General features: G+C 62.1%; 23 protein-coding genes and 1 pseudogene. 19 read left to right on the top strand and 5 right to left on the bottom strand.

The annotated features are described in order from the left end of the window. The first annotated feature begins 95 nt into the window (after nucleotides 1-95). The 7 genes and pseudogenes from WG78_RS16370 (at nucleotide 96) to arsC (ending at nucleotide 5,076) form a co-directional block, all read left to right on the top strand. Entirely contained in the window at nucleotides 96-1,298 is a 1,203-nt protein-coding gene (locus tag WG78_RS16370) for an NnrS family protein (RefSeq protein WP_083459246.1), read from the top strand. A 141-nt stretch (nucleotides 1,299-1,439) separates the two neighbouring features. Further along, on the top strand, nucleotides 1,440-2,171 hold the full coding sequence (locus tag WG78_RS16365; protein ID WP_053938911.1) for a PEP-CTERM sorting domain-containing protein: 732 nt from the start codon (nucleotides 1,440-1,442) through the stop codon (nucleotides 2,169-2,171). Continuing rightward, a complete protein-coding gene (locus WG78_RS16360) occupies nucleotides 2,168-2,779 on the top strand; it encodes a PEP-CTERM sorting domain-containing protein (RefSeq protein WP_053938910.1) in 612 nt (203 codons plus the stop codon). The genes WG78_RS16365 and WG78_RS16360 overlap by 4 nt, the downstream gene beginning before the upstream one ends. 69 nt (nucleotides 2,780-2,848) lie before the next feature. After that, nucleotides 2,849-3,373: pseudogene (locus WG78_RS23285) on the top strand (VOC family protein). 85 nt (nucleotides 3,374-3,458) lie between these two features. Next, entirely contained in the window at nucleotides 3,459-3,692 is a 234-nt protein-coding gene (locus tag WG78_RS16350) for a hypothetical protein (protein WP_053938909.1), read from the top strand. A 110-nt stretch (nucleotides 3,693-3,802) separates the two neighbouring features. Beyond that, nucleotides 3,803-4,588, top strand: coding sequence for a phytanoyl-CoA dioxygenase family protein (locus WG78_RS16345; protein WP_053938908.1), 786 nt, complete (start codon nucleotides 3,803-3,805; stop codon nucleotides 4,586-4,588). A 38-nt stretch (nucleotides 4,589-4,626) separates the two neighbouring features. Further along, complete coding sequence (gene arsC / locus WG78_RS16340) at nucleotides 4,627-5,076, top strand: arsenate reductase (glutaredoxin) (protein ID WP_053938907.1); 450 nt, start codon at nucleotides 4,627-4,629, stop codon at nucleotides 5,074-5,076. Between the two features lie 54 nt (nucleotides 5,077-5,130). Here arsC and WG78_RS16335 read toward each other — a convergent pair whose 3' ends face one another. The 4 genes from WG78_RS16335 to WG78_RS16320 all read right to left on the bottom strand — a co-directional run bounded on the left by WG78_RS16335 (nucleotide 5,131) and on the right by WG78_RS16320 (nucleotide 7,695). Next, nucleotides 5,131-5,655, bottom strand: coding sequence for a GTP-binding protein (locus WG78_RS16335; RefSeq protein WP_201782470.1), 525 nt, complete (start codon nucleotides 5,653-5,655; stop codon nucleotides 5,131-5,133). A 2-nt stretch (nucleotides 5,656-5,657) separates the two neighbouring features. Further along, the gene (locus WG78_RS16330; RefSeq protein WP_152969252.1) at nucleotides 5,658-6,638 is read right to left on the bottom strand and encodes a hypothetical protein; all 981 of its coding nucleotides are present in this window, start codon (nucleotides 6,636-6,638) and stop codon (nucleotides 5,658-5,660) included. A gap of 88 nt (nucleotides 6,639-6,726) precedes the next feature. Beyond that, nucleotides 6,727-7,083: a hypothetical protein gene (locus WG78_RS16325; RefSeq protein ID WP_053938905.1), complete on the bottom strand. Its 357-nt coding sequence runs from the start codon at nucleotides 7,081-7,083 to the stop codon at nucleotides 6,727-6,729. A gap of 177 nt (nucleotides 7,084-7,260) precedes the next feature. Then, a complete protein-coding gene (locus WG78_RS16320) occupies nucleotides 7,261-7,695 on the bottom strand; it encodes a roadblock/LC7 domain-containing protein (protein WP_161805137.1) in 435 nt (144 codons plus the stop codon). Between the two features lie 459 nt (nucleotides 7,696-8,154). Here WG78_RS16320 and WG78_RS16315 point away from each other — a divergent pair, with 459 nt between their 5' ends. Further along, entirely contained in the window at nucleotides 8,155-8,478 is a 324-nt protein-coding gene (locus tag WG78_RS16315; RefSeq protein WP_053938903.1) for a hypothetical protein, read from the top strand. Between the two features lie 82 nt (nucleotides 8,479-8,560). Here the strand turns inward: WG78_RS16315 and WG78_RS16310 are convergent, their stop codons facing one another. Beyond that, nucleotides 8,561-8,896 carry a hypothetical protein gene (locus WG78_RS16310; RefSeq protein ID WP_053938902.1) on the bottom strand — a complete coding sequence of 112 codons (336 nt, stop codon included), beginning with the start codon at nucleotides 8,894-8,896 and terminating at the stop codon, nucleotides 8,561-8,563. A gap of 230 nt (nucleotides 8,897-9,126) precedes the next feature. Between WG78_RS16310 and WG78_RS16305 the strand changes: the two genes are divergently transcribed. The 11 genes from WG78_RS16305 (at nucleotide 9,127) to WG78_RS16255 (ending at nucleotide 21,221) form a co-directional block, all read left to right on the top strand. Further along, nucleotides 9,127-9,333: a hypothetical protein gene (locus WG78_RS16305; RefSeq protein WP_053938901.1), complete on the top strand. Its 207-nt coding sequence runs from the start codon at nucleotides 9,127-9,129 to the stop codon at nucleotides 9,331-9,333. Nucleotides 9,334-9,539: 206 nt separating this feature from the next. Next, on the top strand, nucleotides 9,540-11,165 hold the full coding sequence (locus WG78_RS16300) for a methyl-accepting chemotaxis protein (protein ID WP_053938900.1): 1,626 nt from the start codon (nucleotides 9,540-9,542) through the stop codon (nucleotides 11,163-11,165). A 271-nt stretch (nucleotides 11,166-11,436) separates the two neighbouring features. Continuing rightward, on the top strand, nucleotides 11,437-12,087 hold the full coding sequence (locus tag WG78_RS16295) for a PEP-CTERM sorting domain-containing protein (RefSeq protein ID WP_161805136.1): 651 nt from the start codon (nucleotides 11,437-11,439) through the stop codon (nucleotides 12,085-12,087). Between the two features lie 217 nt (nucleotides 12,088-12,304). Continuing rightward, nucleotides 12,305-14,767, top strand: a complete 2,463-nt coding sequence (locus tag WG78_RS16290; protein WP_152969251.1) for a TonB-dependent receptor plug domain-containing protein — start codon at nucleotides 12,305-12,307, stop codon at nucleotides 14,765-14,767. Between the two features lie 69 nt (nucleotides 14,768-14,836). Continuing rightward, entirely contained in the window at nucleotides 14,837-15,787 is a 951-nt protein-coding gene (locus WG78_RS16285) for an ABC transporter substrate-binding protein (protein WP_053938898.1), read from the top strand. Between the two features lies 1 nt (nucleotide 15,788). Beyond that, the gene (locus tag WG78_RS16280; protein ID WP_053938897.1) at nucleotides 15,789-17,357 is read left to right on the top strand and encodes an FAD-dependent oxidoreductase; all 1,569 of its coding nucleotides are present in this window, start codon (nucleotides 15,789-15,791) and stop codon (nucleotides 17,355-17,357) included. Then, nucleotides 17,354-17,692, top strand: coding sequence for a 4Fe-4S dicluster domain-containing protein (locus WG78_RS16275; RefSeq protein WP_053938896.1), 339 nt, complete (start codon nucleotides 17,354-17,356; stop codon nucleotides 17,690-17,692). Before WG78_RS16280 ends, WG78_RS16275 begins: the two co-directional genes overlap by 4 nt. A gap of 760 nt (nucleotides 17,693-18,452) precedes the next feature. Next, a complete protein-coding gene (locus WG78_RS16270) occupies nucleotides 18,453-18,650 on the top strand; it encodes a CsbD family protein (RefSeq protein WP_053938895.1) in 198 nt (65 codons plus the stop codon). A gap of 245 nt (nucleotides 18,651-18,895) precedes the next feature. Then, on the top strand, nucleotides 18,896-19,420 hold the full coding sequence (locus tag WG78_RS16265; protein WP_053938894.1) for a hypothetical protein: 525 nt from the start codon (nucleotides 18,896-18,898) through the stop codon (nucleotides 19,418-19,420). 15 nt (nucleotides 19,421-19,435) lie between these two features. Beyond that, a complete protein-coding gene (locus WG78_RS16260) occupies nucleotides 19,436-20,485 on the top strand; it encodes a sensor histidine kinase (RefSeq protein ID WP_201782469.1) in 1,050 nt (349 codons plus the stop codon). Nucleotide 20,486: 1 nt separating this feature from the next. Next, nucleotides 20,487-21,221: a LytR/AlgR family response regulator transcription factor gene (locus tag WG78_RS16255; protein ID WP_053938893.1), complete on the top strand. Its 735-nt coding sequence runs from the start codon at nucleotides 20,487-20,489 to the stop codon at nucleotides 21,219-21,221. Nucleotides 21,222-21,583 lie beyond the last annotated feature (362 nt).

Raw genomic sequence — 21,583 nt, 5'->3', positions numbered from 1 at the left:
ACCGGGCCCGGTGCTAGCCTGACAAGCCTGTTGATGGCCCGACGTGGTATGTGCACGGCGGGCCGATCCTTTTTATCTCAGGCAAAGGTATTGCTATGTGTACGCTTCGGGCAGCCCCGCATCGCGTCGGGTTTTTTATGGGCAGCGTGGCCATGTTGGCCAGTTTTGCCTGGTGGGCGTTGCTGATGGTGCAACGCGCCCAGGGCGTCGCGCCGCTGTCGGCCATCCCGCCGGCGTGGCTGCATGCCGATCTGATGCTGTTCGGCTTTCTGCCGCTGTTCATGCTCGGCTTTATCAACACCGCCGGGCCCAAATGGTTGGGCGTCGATCCGCCGGCGCGACCGCACTGGCTGGGTTCCACCGTGCTGTATGGCGCGGGATCGTTGCTGGTGGTGGGGGCGAGCAGGTGGCCTGTCTTGCAAGCGCTGGGCGACGTATTGCATGTCGCCGGCTGGGCATGGGCCATTGCCATCTGGGCGGGCCGCATCCGGCGCAGCGCCTCGCCCGATCAACGCCATGCGCGCAGCGTGCTGCTGGCGTTTGGTCTGGGTGGGCTGGCGCTGGCGTTGCAAGTTGCAGTCAGCACGCATGCGGTATCGGCGCGGTGGGCGAGCGTAGTGGTCAGCCTGGGGTTGTGGGGATTTCTGCTGCCGGTGTTTCTGACCGTCAGCCATCGCATGATTCCGTTCTTCTCGTCAGTGGTGCTGCAGCCTTATCAGCCATGGCGGCCGTTCTGGTTGTTGTATGCGTGGATAGGCCTGTCGCTTACGCATGGCGCACTGGCCATCGCTGCCGGGTTTACCCCGTATGCCTGCAGCGCGCTGCCCGATCTGGTGTGGGCCGGCTTGCTGCTGTACACCAGCTGGCGCTGGCAATTGCGCCGCAGTTTTAAAGCCCCGCTGCTAGGCATGTTGCACGCCAGCTTTGCCTGGGCGGGCATTGCCATGTTGTTGTTTGCGCTGCAATCCGCCGCGGCCGCAGCCGGTGTTTACATCGGAGGATACGCGCCGCTGCATGCGCTGACCCTCGGCTATTTCTGCAGCATGTTGCTGGCGTTTGTCACGCGTGTGTCGCTGGGCCATTCGGGCCGTCCGTTGATGATCGGGCGGCTGACGGCGTGTCTGTACTGGCTGGTGCATGCGGTGGCGCTTGCGCGTGTCAGCGCAGAGTTTGTGCCCGCGCATGCCAGCGCCCTGTTCAGCATCGCAGCCGTAACGGCACTGGGCACGCTGGCGGTGTGGGCCGTTCGCTATGTGCCGATGTATGTGCTGCCGCGGCCGGACGGGCAGGCGGGATAAACAGATATCTGTGTATTTGCTGACGTCAAACAATATTATTTAAATATTATGGCTTAAGGTTGAATTAAGAAAAGGCGTTGTCGATACTGATCCGCAGCGGTGCATTACGCCCGCTGCTTTGTTTGATCACGGAGACTTGCCATGTTTTCTAATTACCTTAAGCCAGCGCTGTTGGGGCTGGCATGCCTGGCCGCCGCGCACGCGCAGGCGTTTACTCTCGATGGCGGCGGCTCCAATGCGCCGTTTATAAATCTCACTTCGCGTGATTTTCAAAAACCCGGTGCGGACTGGACTGTGCAGGAGTACTGGCAAGTCCAAAGCCCCACTGCGGGCTGGGGTGGCTGGGCGGAGATTTCCAATACCGCGTACAACGCGCTGTATGGCGCGAATGTGTCTTTTGCCGACAGCTACGCGCTCACCAATCTGTCGTATGGCCGCGCGACCACAGGCCTGAGTTTCTACACCGATCCGGACGGCCTTAACCCGGCGCAACCGTTCTATTTCAAGGGCGCTTCGGCCGCGGCCTTTACGCGCGCATTTGGCGGTGATCTGTTCAGCTCGTCCACGCTCACCTTTACCGGCTACAACGGCAGCGCGGTGGTGGGCAGCTTCACCGTTGACCTCAGCGATACGCAATTCCAGTGGTTCGATTCGCCGTTTGCCAATACCGCGTTGACCTCGCTCGATTTCACCGCCGACGCCGTGGGCGCGCGCTGGTTGATCGACGACATCGGGGTGGTGCCCGTGGCTAGCACGCTGGCCGCTCCCGTACCCGAACCCGAGACATGGGCGCTGTTCATGCTGGGTGGCGGGGCCGCATTTGCCCGTACCACCGCGCGCCGTCGTCAACGCCATGCAGGAGCCGCACAATGAACCGCCTTCTCAAAGCAGTCACCCTGCTGGGCGCGCTTTGCGCCAGCGCGGGCGCATGGGCCAACATCATCACGTTTAGCGGTCTGGATGAAAGCCGTGGTAGTGGCTGGGAGCCACCGTTTCTCCCCATCATTGACCAAGGCCTGGAAATTGATCCGGGCATCGGCGTAACCAGCACGGCCGGTCACGCCGGCGCCGTCGGGCCACAGGCCCTCTATGGCGAAGGCAGTGACGGCTGGGGATATTTTGTGCGGGGCACGCATCCGTTTGTGCTCAATGCCATCAACGTCGCGCCCTTGATCGGCCAGTTGGGCAGCAACTTTGATGTCGAAATCACGGCTTACAGCCACGGCGTTCAGGTGGCAGCCATTGATCTGGGCATGGATGAAAACAACAGTGGCTATCAATGGCTTAGCCTGGCCAATGCCGCCGGATTCAATCAACCGATCGATACCTTGTACTTTTTGGGCGCCGGCACCTCGCAAGCGCATGGGTTCTTTCTTGATGCCCTCAACATCAGCCCGATCCCCGAGCCTGAAACCTGGGCGCTGATGGGCCTGGGCGCGGTCGGCCTGTTTGCGCGTCGGCGCAAGCAACGCGCGGCTTAAGCCACACCGCAGCACTGTCGTGACGGCCGTCGACCCATTCTGCAGTTGGATGTGTTCGACGGCCTTTGCATGTGCAAGCATGGTCTACCGTCACTCTCATGGAGACCTGCCATGCCATCCCCGAAGAACACCATTTGCCTGTGGTACAACGGCGGCGCGCAGCAAGCCGCCGAATTTTACGCGCGCACCTTTGCCGACAGCGCCGTCACTGCCGTGCATCATGCCCCCGGCGACTATCCGTCGGGCCAGCAGGGCGATGTGCTGACGGTCGCGTTTACAGTGATGGGGATTCCCTGCCTGGGTCTGAACGGCGGCGACGCGTTCCGCCAGAGCGAGGCGTTTTCGTTTCAGATTGCCACCGATGATTAGGCCGAAACCGATCGCTTATGGCACGCCATCGTCAGCCATGGCGGGCAGGAAAGCGCCTGCGGCTGGTGCAAGGATCAATGGGGCGTGTCGTGGCAAATTACGCCGCGCGCGTTGATGGAGGCCATCACCGATCCTGATCCCGCCGCAGCCAAACGCGCCTTCGACGCGATGATGACCATGGGCAAGATCGATATCGCCGCCATCGAGGCCGCGCGGCGCGGTTGATGGCCCAGCGTGGAGATGCTGCCCGAGCATCGGCGCAATAACCCTGTGGATTTGCTTGAGCCCGCCGCTGGATGGATAGAACGTAATGCGCATTCCTGATCGCCAGAGCCTGACCATCGCCGCGTTGCATTGCGTGGAATGGGGCTCGATCTTTTTCCTGTACGCGTCTTTATTGTTGCTGATGCGATTTTACTTTCCGGCAACGCGCCATATGCTCTGGCCCAGTCTGGTGCTGGGCGGCGCCTGCGGTTATGCCAATTTTCATGTGCGGCAATGGGCGCGTGCGCATATCGCGCGCACGCGTGGCGCTGTGCGCTGACGCAAAAACAGCCGCCCGCGGCCTGACAAATTCGCCATCCCCCACTAAAAATCATAAAGGGGCGCGCTGACTGCAGACGCGCTGCCTTTTACCAAAAAAAGGGGGAGTACATGCGTTACACCAGCGAACAACACGATGCCTTTGCCGCCGCGTTTGAGCGTGATGGCATGGTAGTTCTGACTCAACATTTGCCCGTTGCCACACTGGAAGTATGGCAGCGCGCCTTTGCGGGATTGCTGCAAGCACGGCTGGATGCTGAAGCCACCGCCGTGCGCGGCCAGAACCGGCATTACATTACGCTGCCGTTTGCGGGCGTATTTGCCGATGAAGCCATTTTCTGTGATCCGGATGTGCTGGCCATCGTTGAACGCGTGGCGGGCGCGGACCCGATCATGTGTCAATTGGCCACCGATACGCCGCTGCAAGGCTCCACCTACCAGGACGTGCATCGCGACACGCCCGAGCTGTTTGAAGGCGAAGCCGAAACGCCGTCGTTCCAGTTAGCGGTTAATTTTCCTTTGTGTGATGTGACGCTGGAAAACGGCCCGTTTGAAACCACGCTGGGCACGCATCGCATGAACCGGCACGAAGCTGCCGCCGCGTACGAACGCGGCGAAATTCCCATCCAGCCGATCCCGATGCAATTGGGCGATGTGATGATCCGCGACGTGCGCAATCTGCATCGCGGCACGCCCAACCACACGCCGCAACCGCGGCCGATGGTGGTGATGGGCTACAGTCGACGCTGGTACTACCGGCCCGAAGTACATATCGATGTGCCGCGCAATGTGTATCAGCAACTCAGCCCGCGCGCGCAACGGCTGCTGCGCACGATGCCGCAGGTGGACGATGTGGTGGGCGCGGATGGCGAGTCGTATCAGCGCTTTGCGTATTAAACTGCGCGCCCGACCCGCCCGATGAAGAGAGACCTCGCATGAACGCCGCCGTCACGATCTATCACAACCCCGCCTGCGGCACGTCGCGCAACACGCTGGCGCTGATCCGCAATGCGGGCATCGAACCCGCAGTGATTCTGTATCTGCAAACGCCGCCCAGCCGTGCCACCTTGCAAACGCTGATTGCCGCGATGGACATCAGCGTGCGCCAGGTGCTGCGCGAAAAAGGCACGCCGTACCAGGAACTGGGGCTGGATGATCCGAAGTGGACGGACGATCAGTTGCTCGACCTGATCGGGCAGCATCCGATTCTGCTGAACCGGCCGATTGTGGTGACGGCGCTGGGTACGCGCCTGTGCCGACCGTCCGAGGCGGTGCTGGATATACTGCCCGCGCCGCAACAGGGCGCATTTGCCAAGGAAGACGGCGAAGCGGTGATTGACGCGGGCGGCAACCGGGTTAGCGCTGCGGGCGGCAAGGCCGACTGACTGTTTGGCGATACTCGCTGGCGGTGGGTGGCGTCCCAGCGCCAGCGTCCGCCCTCACAAACTGGATAGCAGCGCGCGCACCAGTTGTTCACACTGCGCCCGCTGGCGCGGGTCGATGGTCAGCGCCGGGGCGCGGATGCCGCATTGCTGCATGCCGGCACGGATATCGGCCAGCGAAAAATCCGGCGCCACATCGGCCTTGGTTACGCCAATCACAAACTGCAACGTGGGCGCGATGGTGCTGATCGATTTGAGCCAGTGCACGCAATCGGCGCGCAGCGTGGGCGAGGAGGCATCCAGCAGCACAATCGCCCCCAGCGCGCCGTTGGCGATAATCGGGCGCATGAAATCAAAGCGATCCTGGCCGGGAATGCCGTACAGATGCACGGTCAGGTCGCCATCCACGCGCATGGTGCTGTAATCAAACGCCACGGTGGTGGTGGATTTGGCGGCCGTGGCGTTTTCGCTGAGCGCGGCTTCGGTGGACACCGGCGCGGTGTCGGACAGTGAACGGATGGCGGTGGTTTTGCCTGCGCCCACCGGGCCGGCGAAGAGGAGTTTTACAGGGCCTTCGATCACTTTTATTCGCTCCGGAACAAGCCAAAACGGCGTGCCAGTCGGGTCAGGATATTTTGCGATGCCACCGGGGCAGGTGGCGGGGGTGGGGCGATGATGTTGAGATCACTTTGCAGCAACCCACTGGCCAGCATCGCCCAGCAAAAGGCGTTGGTCTGCGCCGCGGTCAGGCCGCAATGCGTGGCCAGCGCGGTCAGATTCCAGCGTTTTTTAACCAGGGCCGACGCCAGTTGCAGCGCGGCGCGATGATTGGGTAATGCGCCCAGATCGGGCCAGTTGCTCAGTTGATAACCATTGCCCGGCAGCGGCGGCAGCAGGTCGGCGATGGCGTCGCAGCCGGTAATCAAAAACGCATCCAGGCTTTGCGTGACTTCCATCTTCAAGGCGGCGGCTTCGGTGCGGCTCAGCGTTTGCGTCGTCCAGTCTTCGATCACCAGACGCGATTGCGCGGCCAGCAAATCGCTGTGCGCGTTGGCGGCAATGCGCGAGGCATCACGGCGGATCAGCACTTGCCACGGTCCGATGCTGGCCAGCACGTCGCCTGGCGTGGAGGCCGCTTGCAAACAGACTTGCAGCAGGCCACCCAGTTGGGCGGGGTCGAGCGCCACATCCAGCGCGGTGGGTGCACTGGTCGGCGGGGCGACCGCATCGGCCACCGCAGGCGCGCCGGTCTCAGGCGCGACGATGGCCTTGATGCGGTCCACCAGTTCGGCCACCTGAATGGACGAGGTGACCGCATCCCCGGTCGCACCCGGTTGGTCCGACACCGTCAGCACATTGCCGCCGCGCCGCCGCACCTGTTCGACGGCGTTGCGGCCATAGGTGTCATCGGCATTGGCAATCAGCAGACTGCTGCGCGTGCCATCCCACGGGCGCACGTGCACGGTCAGGCCGTGGGCGGCCATCAATTGCGTGGCCATCATGACGCGACGCTCGATGTCGTCACCCAACGCCACCAGGGAAAGCGTGATTCGTTCTATCAGCACAAGCACCACCTACGCGCCGCAGCGCGACGTCTGGCCCGGCAGGCCAGTCCGTCGCGCCACGGTTTTGCGACTGAAAAGAGAGACCCGATCAGGAGAAATCGATGGTCTTCTCAAAGCTCTTCAGTTCGTGCCGCGCCATCGCCAGGTTGGCGCGAGCACGGTCGATGACCAGGTACAAAAACACGTTGTGGTTGGTCTCGAGCGGGCGCAGCAGGTGGTATTGCTTGTTCAGCGTAATCAGGATGTCTTCGATGCTGTCGTTCAGGCCCAGCGCGGCGGCAATCTTGCGCTTGGATTTCAGCACTTCGGCGTTGCCGGGCGCGGCCAGTTCCAGGTCGATGCCGCTGCCGTCTTTGGCCATGGGCATGCCGCTTTCACAGTCCACGAGCGCGGATGCGATATAACCGTCGATTTGTTGCAGAGCTTCCAGAGAAATACGAGCCATTTGTGGTGGTCCCTTGGTTTAAGTGGATCAAGAAAAAGGTGATGGCAGCGTCGTCACGGCTTGCGGATTGCGGCCTTGTTACCAGGGCCGCCGCCCTGCCGTTGTGCGAGCGTTTTTATGGAACTGCGGGCTTGCAAATTACGAATTACGTACTGCAGGTTACAAACTGGGGCGCGCTCAGGCGGGCATTGCCACGGCCAACGCTTGCTCGATGCGTTGCGCCAGATCGGTGGTGGTGCGCAGTGCGGTGCCCAGCATCAAATCGGCGTCAAAGGCCAGCGCCAGGGTAAACACGCGGCCTTTAAGGTGGATGCGCACCATCACGATATTGGCGTGGTCGGCGCAGACCACGGCGCGCTGACAGGCGCCAGCGTTGATTTCCTTGCTGGCGGTTTCGCACACGGCCAGCAGCGAACTGAAAATGGCGCTGACGCGGTTGTTATCGGTTTCCGTATCAAAACGGCTCACCAGCGGCATGCCATCGGCGGTGGAAACCAGCGCGGCGCGCGTTTCGCTGACGCGATCAAACAGCTGCCCGATGACCTCTTGCATCAACTGGCGGACGGTGGCCATATCTGGCGCTTCCCAAGGCTGGGCCAAAGCAGAATTCATTACTGGATCCATAAGTTGGCAATGATTATTTACAGAGCACTGACGGCATCAATCGGCCTCGCCACGCCCGCTGTGATTAATATCACTGCACCGTGGCGCGCCTTGGGCGTGTAGGCAAAATCCGGGGCAAAACAGGGTAAATATGTCGCATTTGCCCATCTGGCGAGCAAAAGCACGGACGCACTTTACTGAAATGCAACCGCGATGAAACGTTTGGGCGGGATGAACGGCGTTTAAAACACGCTGACTGGTCAGTCGGCCACGTAATGTGGTGATTTTCGACACATTTTTTCTGTCAGCTTGCGGGTTGCGGGGCCGCAAGAAACCGGCTGAGTAATCAGTCAGATCGACCGCATGTCGCGTGGCGCGCGCCCAATCAAAAGCAGGCAAAACCGCTCGCGTCGGGCGGCGTATGCTCACAGCACGGCGGCCTTGGCCGCAGGCCTATGGAGTAGCGCAATGATGGAAGCCATCAACTTTTCCCGTCCCACCATCGAACGATTAATCAAAGGATTGCAGGCCGAAATCAGCCAGTTAAATCCGGTTGGCCTGGATGACCGGATCGAGCTGGGCGCGTGCAATAACCTGATCCAGGCTTTGGGTGGGTTATCCGGTAGCGAATTTGTCTTGATGTGTGTGGACGCAGTGGATGCGCCGGTGGTGCAGGATATCGCCGCGCGTTACAACAGCCCGCAGGCGGCGGCCAGCGCGGATCACATGAGTTTGTTTTACGGCAGTAACGAAAGCAGCACTGAAACCGGCGCGAAAGCCGGACGGCACTGATCGCTCAAGTCATCGCGCGCTGGCATTACAGCCAGCGCGCTGTCCCGCCGTCCGCGCCCAAGTCGCGGACGGGCGCCGAAATCTAACGGTTGCCGCGCGCGGCCGCATCGTCTGTTTCCGTCTGCATGCTGGTTTGCAACATCAACATCAGTTCGGCCGACCACGCGGTGGCTGCCGCGCCGCCGCCCCCCAACTGACTGGCCGCCAGAATCTGCAACAGCGCAAATTTGCCGCCGTCCACATGGCATTCGGCCTCGGGCGCGCCTGGCCATTTCACGCACACTGAATGATGGCCAAATTGCGGATGGCCGCGGCTGCAGGACACTTCCGCGCCATGCAGTAAATGGATTGCGACAAGCCGGTCTGCGTCGTACTGAAACTGCGGCAGATGGCCTAAAAACTCGACATAGACTTGCATGTATCCTCCGGATGCGTTGAACCTGGTGTACGCGCCTGGCGGCAGGATAGCGACAGGTGTCGCAGCGCTGTGACGGGCGGTGGCAAAGCGGCCCGCAGCGGCAGCAAAGTGAGCGTGTGGGTACCTTTCATCCGGCATGTTAAAAGCAGTTAGGGTAGCGCCATGATTGGGCGTAGTGTGGGCCTGCGCGAACCCGGGAATGCCACCGACTACCGCGCGGGAGCACCATCATGTCGTACATCTCGATTCCTGATCGTCGCAAGGCCGAGCGCATTAACTGGGCCGCCCATCGCAACGCGCAAGTCACCGAAACCGCCGCCGTACCGCGCCATGTGGCGCGCAGCTTGTATAAAGGCTTTGGTGGCGCCAGCGCCTATACATTGCGGCCCGCCACCATGCCCGAAGCGGACCCGGCCGCCAACGATGTAAAGCCGTAACCGCCGCCCGCCACCCCGGTGGCCGTGCCTGAAAGCCCGCAGCGATGCGGGTTTTTTGTTGGCCGCAGCACGGCGGCCAACCCGCCAGCAAGCACCGTGTCACCAGGAGCCAGCCTGGTTATGCAGCGCGCAGCGGCATGTTTAGATCGGGTCAGCACAACAATCCCGGCCGCTTGCCCGGGCGCGTTATCTGGAGCAATTCCGTCATGCCAAAACTACAAAATCTTGCGACGCGGCTTTATCTGGCCTTCGGGCTGGTGATCGCCTTGCTGGGGCTGAATGCAGCCATCGGCATTTACGGCGTTACCACCCTGACCGACAAGGTGGCGCTGATCAAAAGCGACAGCATGTTCAAGCTGAAAGTGGCCAACGAGTGGATTTATTATCTGCAAGAAACCGCACGCCACACGCGCAATCTGTTGCTGTACGACCCCTCAAAGTTTCAGGCTGAACTGGATGCGATTGCTGAAGACCAGGCCAAACGCAAACAGGCGATGCAAACGCTGGTGCCGATTGTTAAATCACCGGCCGGACTGGCGGCGCTGAATGCCGTGATTGCCGCGCGCGAAGCGTATGTGCCGGCAGAAACGCACTATCTGGAATTGTTCAAAGCCGGCAAGCAGGCCGAAGCGCGCGAGCAGTTGCTGGAAACCATGCGCCCGCTGCAAATCAAGAACATCAATGCGCTGCACGATTTTCTGGGCGTGGAAGAAAACTACGCCGCGCAAACCGCGCAGGACGCGCTGGTGCAAGCCGCTCATACCCGATTGTTGTTGCTGACTCTTTCGGCGCTGTCGCTGGTAGTGGGGCTGGGCGCGGCTGCGTGGATCGTGCGCGGCGTATTCCAACAACTGGGCGGCGAACCGGCCGAAGCGCTGGCGGCCGTGCATACCATTGCGGCGGGTGATCTTAGCCAGCCCATCCGCGTCACCCGTCCGGCGAGTTTGCTGGCCGAGATGGAAGTGATGCGGCGCAAGCTGAGCACGTTGGTGGGCGATCTGGTGGCCAACGCCGAACAGCTTTCGCATCATTCCAACGGTCTGGCCGGCGAATCCGAACAACTGGCGCAGGGCGCGGCCCTCGGCAGCGACGCTGCCTCGCGCATGGCCGCCGCCGTCGAAGAAATGACCGTCAGCATTGCGCATATCTCGGACAACACCGGCGATGCCGCGCGCACCGTCAGCGAAAACGGCGAAAACGCCCGCACCGGCAGTGCCGTGATTCTGGATCTGGCGCAGGGTATGACCCAGGTCTCGGATCGCATCAAAACCGCATCGAGTACCGTGACCGAACTGGGCCATGAATCCGAATCCATCCGCTCGATCATCGGCGTGATTGGCGAAATTGCCGATCAGACCAACTTGCTGGCGCTCAATGCCGCCATCGAAGCGGCGCGTGCAGGCGAGACTGGCCGCGGCTTTGCGGTGGTTGCGGACGAAGTGCGCAAACTGGCCGAACGCACCGCCAAATCGACACGTGATATCTCCGGCATGATCAACAGCATGCAGGCCAACGTAAACGTGGTGGTGGGCGCGATGAACGACAGCGTGGTCGAGGCCGCTGCGGGTGAGGGCCTGGCGCAAAACGCCGACCAGGCCATCCGCACCATCGAAGGCGGTTCGCGCAAGGTGGTGACGCTGGTTAACGATATCGACGTGGCGCTGCGCGAAAACGCCGCCGTGTGCCAGAACGTGGCCAAGGCGGTGGAACAGATGGCGCAAAGCACCGAAGAAAACAGCCAGGCTGCCCATTCGGTGGCCTCCACCGCCGGGCATTTGTCCGGCATCGCCACGCAACTGCGTGGTTTGACGGTGCAGTTCAAGGTGGCTTGATGTGTCAGTGGTCATCAGGTGATGCAATAAAAAAGGGCTTCGTCGAAGCCCTTTTTTTATATTTGCGACCTCCGACGCTGTGTAGCGCCCAGCTAATGCTCCGGTTTGTTCTATAAATGATCAGCTTCAAGTAATTTATGAATAAGCAAACTAGTCCGGCGGAGGGCCGGGCTTTTCAACCCCGGAGAGACTTGCCATGTTTACCGCTTTGCCTACTTGCCCAAAAGGCTTGGTCCGCAGCCTGCGCGCACCTTTGCAACCGACTTCCACCATGCCTGAGCCGAAACGACGTCGGTCGCGTTTTGCACCCGCCGCCGTGCTGACGGCCGTACTCTTCGTCAGTGCTGGCGCACACGCCGAAATCATCACATTCGATGGGCTTCCCACCGGCAACGTTAGCCTGGGCACGTATCACGGCTTTAGCTTCAGCAAGGGGATTTTCGCCCAGACTTATCAAAGCTCAGATGCGCATTACGGCGGCACACAAGCCTTGGGCTACGACGCCTTCCAGATCGGCGAAACCAGCAGTATTAGTTCAGCCACCCCGTTTGTGCTCAGCCGCATCAACGCCGCCCCGATGCTGCAAGATGAATGGTGGCTCGGCGCGGCCCGAGGCCTGCAGTTGACGGGCTTTCTGAACGGGCAGGTGGTTGCGACATCCAGCCTGAGCTTTGTACGTGACCCGGATAGCAATAGCCGCGCGTATTTCAGTTGGTATGACCTGGGCAACGCCTTTGACCGACCGATCGATACGCTGAGTATCTGGATTGACGGCATCGGCGGCATCAACGACGCGTGGTATTTCAGTGCGCTGGATGTCGCGCCGGTTCCGGAGCCTGAGACCTGGGCGCTGCTGGGCCTCGGTGTGGTGAGTGTACTGGCACGCCAACGGCGGCGTCGGGCAACGGTCCATCGCGCTTGACCCCCCCGCTAGCTGACCATGCGCCCATGCGCAGGGCGCATTGGGCATCGCGGCCACGTCGTGATTACGTGGCCGTTTTGCATCTGCGCGTCCACCATGCATTCCTTGCATAAAAACCATACCAATTATTGATTTGCCGGTTGCGTCATCGCCCCGTATCGTCGCTACAAAATAACACGTAGCAATTAAATACGACTTCCATATAACTGAAGAAGCGATGATGCCCGCACACTTGACTGCTCGACCCACCCAGCTTGCCCTTGCCATTTCGCTGCTGGCCAGCACCGGATTTGCGGCTGCCGCCAGCGATACCGCCACGGTACAAGACGTGGTGGTGACCACCGGTACGCGCGGTGAGCAACGCACCGTGGCCGACAGCCCGGTACCGATTGATGTGGTGACCAACGACCAACTGACCGCCACCGGCAAGACCGGCCTCAAGGAAATCCTGAACCAGTTGCTGCCGTCGTTTAACCTGCCGGGCATTAACGGCGGCGGCACGTCGTGGACGGTGCGCGCCACCACCTTGCGCGGTCTGACCGGCGATGAAGTGCTGTATCTGGTCAACGGCAAGCGTCGCCATAACACCGCGTTGATCAACAACCTGGCGCGCATCGGCAATGGCGGTGTGCCGGTCGATCTGGATCTGATTCCGGTGGCGGCCATCGACCATATCGAAGTACTACGCGATGGCGCGGCGGCGCAATACGGCTCGGATGCCATCGCGGGCGTGATCAATATCGTGCTGAAGAAGGGCGAGAGCGGCGGCGCGGCCGAAACCACGCTGGGCCAGAATTATGCGGGCGACGGCAAATCGGGCCATCAAACGCTGGATTGGGGCACGCGTCTGGGCCAGGACGGCGGCTTTGCGCATTTTGCGCTGGACGCCAAGGCCAACGAGCCGTCCACGCGCGCGCAGTTATCCACCACGCCGCACCCGTATAACCCGCTGCCCAACGGCCAGCCCGACCCGCGCGACCAGACCGTGGATCGCAGCATGTGGGGCCAGAGTTACGGTGCGGGCCGCGATGCAGTGGTCAGTGGTTCGTACAACGCCGAACTGCCGCTGCAAAACGTCGATCTGTATTCGTTTGCCACGCTGGCGCAACGCAATTCGCGCAAGAACACCGGCAGCTTTCTGCCCAACAACGTCAATTCGCTGGTTGAGGTGTATCCGGACGGCTTTAACGCCTATCGCCGCATTTACGAAACCGATTACCAGTTGGCCGTGGGCGGCCGTGGCGACGTGGCGGGGTGGAAGTGGGATTTGAGCACCACCTATGGCGAAGACCATGCGCGGCTGGATGGCGAACATACGCTCAACGCCACGCTGGGGCCGGGCAGCCCCACCAGCTTTAATCTGGCGTCGCAGATTTACGATCAGTGGACCAACAATCTCGACTTTACCCGCGGCTTTGATGTGGGCCTGGCCAAGCCGCTGGATGTGTCGGCGGGCGTGGAGCATCGCTACGAGCGCTATCAGATCAAGCCGGGCAACGAGCTGGCCTATGAGATTGGCGATTACGTCATCCCCAGCGGCTTTTACGCCGGGCAACATCCGCAGCCGGGGCTGGCCTCGTATGCGGCGACCTCGCCCGCCGATGCCGGCGACATCAATCGCAACAATCTGGCGGCCTATCTGGATGTGGGCGCGGATATCACCCGGCAGTGGTACGTGGGCGCGGCGGCGCGGTTTGAGCATTACGACGACAGCGCCGGCAATACCGTGGCGGGCAAGCTGACCACGCGTTACCAGTTTCTGCCCGGTTATGCCGTGCGCGGCACGGTCAGCAATGGCTTCAAGGCGCCGTCATTGGCGCAACAGATTTTTGCCTCGTCCACCTTTACTGGCCAGGTGGATGCCAACGGCGTGTGGCAAACCTATCCGGTCAAAGTATTGCCGGTTAATTCGCCCGAAGCGCAGGCGCTAGGCGCGGACCCGCTCAAGCCGGAAAAGTCCACCAACTTCAGCATCGGCTTTACCGCCGAACCGACACGCGCCACGCGCCTGACCATCGACGCGTATCAGATCCGCATCCGCGATCGTATCGTGCAAACCAGCCTGCTGACCGGGCCGGTGGTGTCGGGCATCCTGGTGGCGAATGGTTTTGCGCCGGGCCAATCGGCGCAGTACTACACCAACGGCGCGGACACCAAAACCAATGGCGTGGATGTGGTGGGCGAATACACCAGCGATTTCCAGCAATACGGCCTGGTGAAATGGAGCGCCGGTTATGCATGGGACAAAACCGAAATCACGCATCTGAAAGACACGCCCGCCGTGCTGCAGAACCTCGGCTATTCGCTGTTTAACCGGCAGCAGCAGGGCGACCTGACCGTTGGCACCCCGCGCGACAAACTGGTGTTCGGTGCCAACTGGCTGTACGACCGCGTCACCACCGATCTGCGCTTGACGCGCTATGGCCAGTACACCGAAACCGGCACCGTCGCCAGCAACGACCGCGTGTACGGCGCCAAGTGGATTACCGATCTGGATATCGCGTTCGAGGCCACCAAACACGTCACCGTCGCGGTGGGCGCCAACAATCTGTTTGATGTGTACCCCGACAAGATTGGCATCGTCGACGCCAAAACCGGCTCCGGCGCGTATGGCAGCTTCTCGCCGTTTGGCATTACCGGCGGCTTTTACTACGCCCGGCTGGCGTACAGCTTTGATTGATTGATCGAACTGACCGGGGCGGCGTGCGCGCGGCCCCGTTTTGACTTGCTCGCAAAAGGAATCCCCGTCATGCGCCATTCCGTTCTTATCCGTGTGCTTGCCCTTGCCGTTGCCACCAGTTTTGCCGCCAGCGCGGCCAACGCCGCCGATGCCGCCGTGTTGCGCGTGGGCGATCAACGCGGCGGCACGCGCGCCGTGCTCGAAGCGTCAGGCCAGCTTAAAGATGTGCCGTACAAGATCGAGTGGTCCGATTTCCCGAACGCTGCACCGTTGCTGGAAGCGCTGCGCGCCAATGCCATCGATGCGGGTGGCGTGGGCGATGCGCCGTTGCTGTTTGCGCAGGCGGCCGGTGCGCCAGTGCGGGGCGTGTCGGCGATCCGTTCTGAGGCGCATGGCGTAGCGATTGTGGCCAATGCCAAATCCACGTTGAACGGTGCGGCCAGTCTGAAAGGCAAGCGCATTGCCACCACCCGCGGTTCCATCGGCCATTATCTGGCGCTGGCCGCATTGCAAAAGGCCGGGCTCAAGCCCAGCGAGGTGACCTTTGTCTACCTGGGCCCCAGCGACGCCAAAGCCGCGCTGGCCTCGGGTGACGTCGATGCTTGGGCAGTGTGGGACCCGTATGTGGCCATCGCCCAGGTCAACGACAAGGCAAAGATTGTCGTCGATGGCACGGGACTGGTGTCGGGGCTCAGTTTTGAAGCCGCGACGGAAGACGCCATCCGCAACAAGCGCGCCGCGCTGGCTGATTTTTTAAAGCGCCAGGCGGCCAGCGTGCAATGGGCCACGGCGCATCCGCAGGAATACGCCGAGATCCAGGCCAAGATCACCGGGTTGTCGGTGGCAGTGCATAAATTTGCTGCCGAACGCGCGCGCACCGAGCCCATCGCCATCGACCAGAAAGTGGTGGCCGAGCAGCAAAAGACCGCCGATGGCTGGCTGGCGGCGGGCGTGATTCCGGCCCGCATCAACGCCGGGCAAGGGCTGGACCCGTCGTTTAACGTGACGGCAGCGCGCTGACATGAGCGACGGCCTGCAACTGGAAACCGATGTACTGGTGCTGGGCGGCGGCCTGGCGGGCACGTGGGCGGCGGTGGCAGCCGCGCGCCAGGGCGCACGCGTGGTGCTTGCCGACAAAGGCTATTGCGGCACCAGCGGCGTAACGGCCAGCGCGGGCCCCGGCCACTGGTGGGTGCCACCCGACCCCGAACTGCGCCGCGCCGCCATCGATAAGCGGCTGGGTCTGGCCTACGGCCTGGCTGAGCGCGACTGGATGGCGCGCATTGTCGATCTGACCTGGCGCACGCTGCCCACGCTGGCGCCGTATTACGCGTTTGCGCGCGACGAAACCGGCGTCACGCAATATCGCGGCCTGCGCGGCCCGGAATATATGCGCGCCATGCGGCAACTGGCGCAGGACCACGGTGTGCGCATTCTGGATCAATCGCCCGCGCTGGAATTGTTGTTGCATGCCGACGGTGCAGTCGGTGGTGCACGCGGGCATCAACGCCAGCAAGGCTATGACTGGCAAGTGCGCGCCGGCGCGGTGGTGATGGCCACAGGCGGCTGCGCGTTTCTGTCGCCATTGCTGGGCGCGCACACCAATACCGGTGATGGTTATTTGATGGCGGCGGAGGCGGGCGCGGCCTTGTCGGGCATGGAATTCAGCGCCTATTACACGGTGGCGCAGGCGGGCACCAGCATGACGCGCTCGATGTCGTACGCGTTTGCCACTTATTACGATGCGGCGGGGCACGAGCTGCCGATTCCGCGTGGGCCCGACAACAGCAGCCATATCGCGCGCGCTTTGTTGCAAGGGCCGGTGTATTGCAGCCTGCATCGCATGCCGGAGTCGATTCGCGCGCAATTGCCTCAGATTTCGCCCAACGTGCTGCTGCCGTTTGTGCGCCAGGGCATCGATCCGTTTACCGACAAATTCCGCGTGGAATTGCGCGGCGAAGGCACGGTGCGCGGTATCGGCGGGCTGGAAATCGTTAGTGACGACTGCGCCACGCGCGTGCCCGGTTTGTATGTCGCAGGCGATGCCGCCACGCGTGAGCTGATTGCGGGTGCAACTTCGGGCGGCGGCGCGCAGAACTCGGCGTGGGCCTTGTCGTCGGGCCAATGGGCCGGGCAGGGCGCGGCCGATTATGTGGCGCAGAACGGCTTGCGCCGCAACGCGCGGGTCGAGGCCATAGGCGGCGCAGGCGTGCGGCCGACCACGCAAGCGGCGGCGCCCGATCTGGCCAGCGTGCTCGATACCGTTAAGGCCGAAATGCTGCCGGTGGATAAGAACCTGTTCCGCACCGAGGCGCGCTTGCGCCAGTCGCTGGCGGTGCTGGATTTAACGTGGAACGCCATCCGCGAAGGCGGCGGGCGCTTGTACAAACCACGCTGGCGCGAAGCGGCCGCGCTGGTGGCCACCGCGCGCTGGAGCTATCGCGCGGCGCTGGCCCGCACCGAGAGTCGCGGCATGCAACAGCGGCTGGATTATCCCGGCACCGACCCCGCGCTGGCGCGGCGACTGGTGCAACACGGCGTGGACCAGCCGCAGTGGCTGACGCGTATACACGAAGAGGTAAGCGCATGATCGAATGGATTTCCAGCGACCGCTGCACCGGTTGCAACCAGTGCGTGGCCGTGTGCCCGACCAATGTGTTGCAGGCGCGCGGCGACAGCACGCCGCTGATTGCACGTGCCGACGATTGCCAGTCCTGTTTTATGTGCGAGCTGTACTGCAAACAGGATGCGATTTTTGTCGGCGGGCTGTTCGACGCCCCCACCGGCGTAACCGAAGAACAGGCCGTGGCGCACGGCTGGCTGGGACAATATCGCAAACATTCCGGCTGGGACGAATGGGCCGACCAGTACGCCAACGAACACTGGCGCATGGACCGCGTCTTTGCGCTGGCGCGCGCCAGCTAAGCGCCCGCCGTTGGCCACGATGGCCGGTACGGCGCGGGCGTATCCACGCAGGTAGGGTGCGTTCCCCCGCAGGGGGCAACGCACATTGTGGGGCCTTCGGCCCCGGCCCCAATCCGGGGCCCTCCCATCTGCCAGGCGTTACCCGACCGGCGCATTCAATTACAAGCCACAACAACCCGCAAAAGCACGCCACGCATAGGGTGGGTCAAGACCCACCACCCAAAGCCAGTCACCGGAATGCAGACGATGCGGGTTTAGCGGCGGCTTAAATGGTGGATCTAGACCCACCACCCAAAGCCAGTCACGGGAATGCAAACGATGCGGGGTTAGCGGCGGCTTTGAATGGTGGGTCTAGACCCACCCTATGTGATGCGCGCCGCTATCCACCGCGCTGTGGTACCCAACTTACAAGTCACCAACAACCCGCAAAAGCACGCCACGCATAGGGTGGGGCAAGACCCACCACCCAAAGCCAGTCACCGGAATGCAGACGATGCGGGTTTAGCGGCGGCTTAAATGGTGGATCTAGACCCACCACCCAAAGCCAGTCACGGGAATGCAAACGATGCGAGGTTAGCGGCGGCTTTGAATGGTGGGTCTAGACCCACCCTATGCGATGCGCGCCGCTATCCACCGCGCTGTGGTCACCCAACCGGCACCGCGTCGCGCCATACGCCGACGCGGTGTCGGGCGCATGGCTGATCGGCCCGCCCCGCCATGCCGCGTACGATGAATTCGTCAATCTGACCAGGAGAACATCATGAACAAAGCACAAATCGAAGGTCGCGTTGAAGAAGCCAAGGGCGCGATCAAGGAAACCGTCGGCAAGCTGACGGGCAATACCGCCCAGCGCGTCGCCGGCAATATCCAGAAAAACGCCGGTAAGGCGGAAGCCAACGTGGGCGATATCGCCAACGAACTGGATAAAAACGCACCGGATCGTCGCATCGGCCACTAAGCCCGACGCCCCCGCTGTAACCCGAAAGGCCCGCCCCGTTGCGGGCCTTTTGCTATGCGCTGCAGCTGCATGGGATGGCTGCAGCCCGTTACTCACGCCATGCCCATATCGCATCCGCTGCAACTCATCGCGCCTGGCTGCAATTCATCCGTGTTTATTGCAACTGGTCGCAAGCGCCAAACAGCGCGCACGCCGCTGCATACACTGGCCTCACTTCTTCAGCACAGCCACCCGAGGCCAACATCATGCAACACGTTCCTGACTACGTTTATCTGATCCTTGCCGCACTGGTTTACATCGGCATCAAGCGTTGTTTTGCCAGCGTGATGCGGCCCGAGCGGCTGTTGTTGTTTCCGGCGCTGATGTTGTTTAACGGCTACGACAGCCTGCCGCAACTGCTGCCGGCGCTGGACCACAGCGCCATCGCCGCCGCTTTGCTGACCATGGCTGCGGGCCTGTATATCGGCTGGCAACATGCCGCACGCTGGGCGCTGCAATTCAGCGCCGACGGCAAGCAAGTGCGGGTGCCGGGCGACATCAGCCTGCTGGTCAATATCCTGGTCAGCTTTGCCTTTGAATTTGGCCTGCACGCCGCCAATGCCATGCACGCGGGCTGGTTGCATTCCAATGTCGCCACTGCCACTGCACTGTCAGTCTGGGGCTTGCTGGTGGGCATGCCGTTGGGCCGAGGCATCAATGTGTTGGTGCGGCGTGGTCAGGCACAGGCAAATGCCCTTAGCATGGACCCCGTTTCCACCACCCTGCGTTAATCCACGATGCCGTCTTTGCTTTCTGCACGCGCCGCCAGGCTACCCGGCCTGGCCGGTGCGTTTAAACGTCCGGCATTTCTGTTCTGGCTGTTTGTGCTGAACAGCCTGGTGGGCCTGTGCTTCTGGGCGGGCCTGAGCAAAGGCCCGTTGTGGCCGGATTTGCTGGTGGCCAATTGCATCGGTTTTTCGGTGTACGGACTGGTGGTGCTGCTGCGGCGCTTTACCCGCATCCCCAACTGGTTGCGCGTGGTGGTGGCCGGGCCGCTGGGCGTGATTATCGGCTTTGAGCTGGCGGCGCTACTGGTGGGCAGCCCGTCGCCGTGGCTGCGTGACCCTTCGGCGTGGCTGCATGCGCTGCCCAGCTTTCTGATTGCGGGCGTCACTTGCGCCTTCTTGTCGGTGCTGTTGCAAAGCAGCCAGATGAAGGCAGCGCTGGAAACCGAACGCCGCCAGGCCGCCGAGCTGCGCCAGTCCGAAACCGCGGCCAAGCTGGCGATGTTGCAAGCGCAGATCGAACCGCATTTTCTGTTCAATACGCTGGCCAATGTGCAAAGCCTGATCAGCCGCGAACCGGAACAAGCCAGCCGCATGCTCGATCATCTCAACCGCTATCTGCGCGCCAGCCTGGGCCGCACGCGCAAGGCGCAAACCTTGCTGCAGGAAGAACTGGAACTGGTGGAAGCCTTGTTGCAGATTGCCGCCATCCGATTGGGAGAACGCCTGGCCTATCGCATTGATGTGCCCGCCGATCTGCGCGCCTTGCCATTGCCGCCCTTGCTGTTGCAACCGCTGGTGGAAAACGCGGTGTCGCATGGCATCGAGCCCGCCATCCACGGGGGCGAGATTGTGATCAGCGCGCGTGTGCAACAAGGCCAGTTAACGTTGCAAGTGTGCGATAGTGGCGCCGGCCTGGGCGGCAGTGGCCGCGCGGGGGGCGGGGTGGGGCTGAGCAATGTGCGCAGCCGCCTGCACACCTTGTATGGCGAGCGCGCGCGGCTGCAAGTCAGCGCCAACGCCGGGCCGGGTGTAACGGCCAGTCTTGTGTTACCGCTTGAGGGAGTCTGATTTGCCCACCGCCATCATCGCCGACGACGAACCGAATCTGGCCGCGGAACTGGCCGATCGGCTGGGCCGTTACTGGCCCGAATTGCAGATCGTAGCAATGCCGCGCAACGGCCCGGAAGCGCTGGCCGCCATCAATACGCTGAAGCCTGATTTCGCCTTTCTGGATATCCGCATGCCCGGGTTGGATGGCATGCAGGTGGCGCGTCTGGCGACGGGCAGCCGCGTGGTGTTTGTGACGGCCTACGACGAATATGCGGTCGATGCGTTTGATACCGCGGCAGTCGATTATTTGCTGAAACCGCTGAACGATGAGCGCCTGCTGAAGTGCATTACGCGCTTGCAACGCGGCGATGCGCCGACCGCCGCCGCAGCGCCCACGCCGCTGCCGGTTGCGCCTGCCGCGAGCGCCGATCTGATCCAGTGGCTGACGGTGGGGCTGAACGACATCACGCATCTGGTGGATGTGGCTGACGTGGTTTATTTCCAGGCCACCGACAAATACACCGAAGTGATCACGCGCGAAAAACGCCATCTGATCCGCACGCCGCTGAAAGAACTGGCGCAGCGGCTGGACCCGGCGCGCTTTGCCCAGGTGCACCGCGGCGTGATCGTGCAACTGGCCGCCATCGACCACATCCAGCGCGATCTGCTGGGCCGCTTGCGCATCCACTTGCGCCAGCACAGCGACGTGCTGCCGGTTAGCCGCGCCTATGCCGGGCTGTTCCGGCAGATGTAAACGGATACCGCATACGGTGGGTCTAGACCCACCGATCAAAGCCAACGAAAAGAAACGCTCAATATGCGGGGTTCTTCTCGTTGCCTTTGACAGGTGGGTCTTGACCCACCCTATGGATGTTGCTGTGGGGGTCGCCTGGCGTAGCCGCGGCGCGCTAGCAGGCCCACCACGCCGCAGCCCAGCAACGCCCAAATTTCTGGCTCGGGGTTCCGGCAGATGTAAATAGGGTGGGTCATGACCCACCTATCAAAGCCAACGAAAAGAAACGCTCATATTCGGGGTTCTTCTCTTGGCTTTGATCGGAGCCTGGATAACCCACCCGCCAAAGCCGACGAGCCGAAACGCTCCGTCTGCGGGGTTCT

The organism is Amantichitinum ursilacus, from assembly GCF_001294205.1.
Classification (GTDB): domain Bacteria; phylum Pseudomonadota; class Gammaproteobacteria; order Burkholderiales; family Chitinibacteraceae; genus Amantichitinum; species Amantichitinum ursilacus.
This window is presented reverse-complemented; position numbering and strand designations above follow the sequence as displayed.

What these genes read in the sequence shown, in the direction of transcription:
- WG78_RS16370 (WP_083459246.1), top strand. Translation starts at nt 96, where the DNA reads ATGTGTACGCTTCGGGCAGCCCCGCATCGCGTCGGGTTTTTTATGGGC.
- WG78_RS16365 (WP_053938911.1), top strand. Translation starts at nt 1,440, where the DNA reads ATGTTTTCTAATTACCTTAAGCCAGCGCTGTTGGGGCTGGCATGCCTG.
- WG78_RS16360 (WP_053938910.1), top strand. Translation starts at nt 2,168, where the DNA reads ATGAACCGCCTTCTCAAAGCAGTCACCCTGCTGGGCGCGCTTTGCGCC.
- WG78_RS16350 (WP_053938909.1), top strand. Translation starts at nt 3,459, where the DNA reads ATGCGCATTCCTGATCGCCAGAGCCTGACCATCGCCGCGTTGCATTGC.
- WG78_RS16345 (WP_053938908.1), top strand. Translation starts at nt 3,803, where the DNA reads ATGCGTTACACCAGCGAACAACACGATGCCTTTGCCGCCGCGTTTGAG.
- arsC (WP_053938907.1), top strand. Translation starts at nt 4,627, where the DNA reads ATGAACGCCGCCGTCACGATCTATCACAACCCCGCCTGCGGCACGTCG.
- WG78_RS16325 (WP_053938905.1), bottom strand. Translation starts at nt 7,083, where the DNA reads ATGGCTCGTATTTCTCTGGAAGCTCTGCAACAAATCGACGGTTATATC.
- WG78_RS16320 (WP_161805137.1), bottom strand. Translation starts at nt 7,695, where the DNA reads ATGAATTCTGCTTTGGCCCAGCCTTGGGAAGCGCCAGATATGGCCACC.
- WG78_RS16315 (WP_053938903.1), top strand. Translation starts at nt 8,155, where the DNA reads ATGATGGAAGCCATCAACTTTTCCCGTCCCACCATCGAACGATTAATC.
- WG78_RS16310 (WP_053938902.1), bottom strand. Translation starts at nt 8,896, where the DNA reads ATGCAAGTCTATGTCGAGTTTTTAGGCCATCTGCCGCAGTTTCAGTAC.
- WG78_RS16305 (WP_053938901.1), top strand. Translation starts at nt 9,127, where the DNA reads ATGTCGTACATCTCGATTCCTGATCGTCGCAAGGCCGAGCGCATTAAC.
- WG78_RS16300 (WP_053938900.1), top strand. Translation starts at nt 9,540, where the DNA reads ATGCCAAAACTACAAAATCTTGCGACGCGGCTTTATCTGGCCTTCGGG.
- WG78_RS16295 (WP_161805136.1), top strand. Translation starts at nt 11,437, where the DNA reads ATGCCTGAGCCGAAACGACGTCGGTCGCGTTTTGCACCCGCCGCCGTG.
- WG78_RS16290 (WP_152969251.1), top strand. Translation starts at nt 12,305, where the DNA reads ATGATGCCCGCACACTTGACTGCTCGACCCACCCAGCTTGCCCTTGCC.
- WG78_RS16285 (WP_053938898.1), top strand. Translation starts at nt 14,837, where the DNA reads ATGCGCCATTCCGTTCTTATCCGTGTGCTTGCCCTTGCCGTTGCCACC.
- WG78_RS16280 (WP_053938897.1), top strand. Translation starts at nt 15,789, where the DNA reads ATGAGCGACGGCCTGCAACTGGAAACCGATGTACTGGTGCTGGGCGGC.
- WG78_RS16275 (WP_053938896.1), top strand. Translation starts at nt 17,354, where the DNA reads ATGATCGAATGGATTTCCAGCGACCGCTGCACCGGTTGCAACCAGTGC.
- WG78_RS16270 (WP_053938895.1), top strand. Translation starts at nt 18,453, where the DNA reads ATGAACAAAGCACAAATCGAAGGTCGCGTTGAAGAAGCCAAGGGCGCG.
- WG78_RS16265 (WP_053938894.1), top strand. Translation starts at nt 18,896, where the DNA reads ATGCAACACGTTCCTGACTACGTTTATCTGATCCTTGCCGCACTGGTT.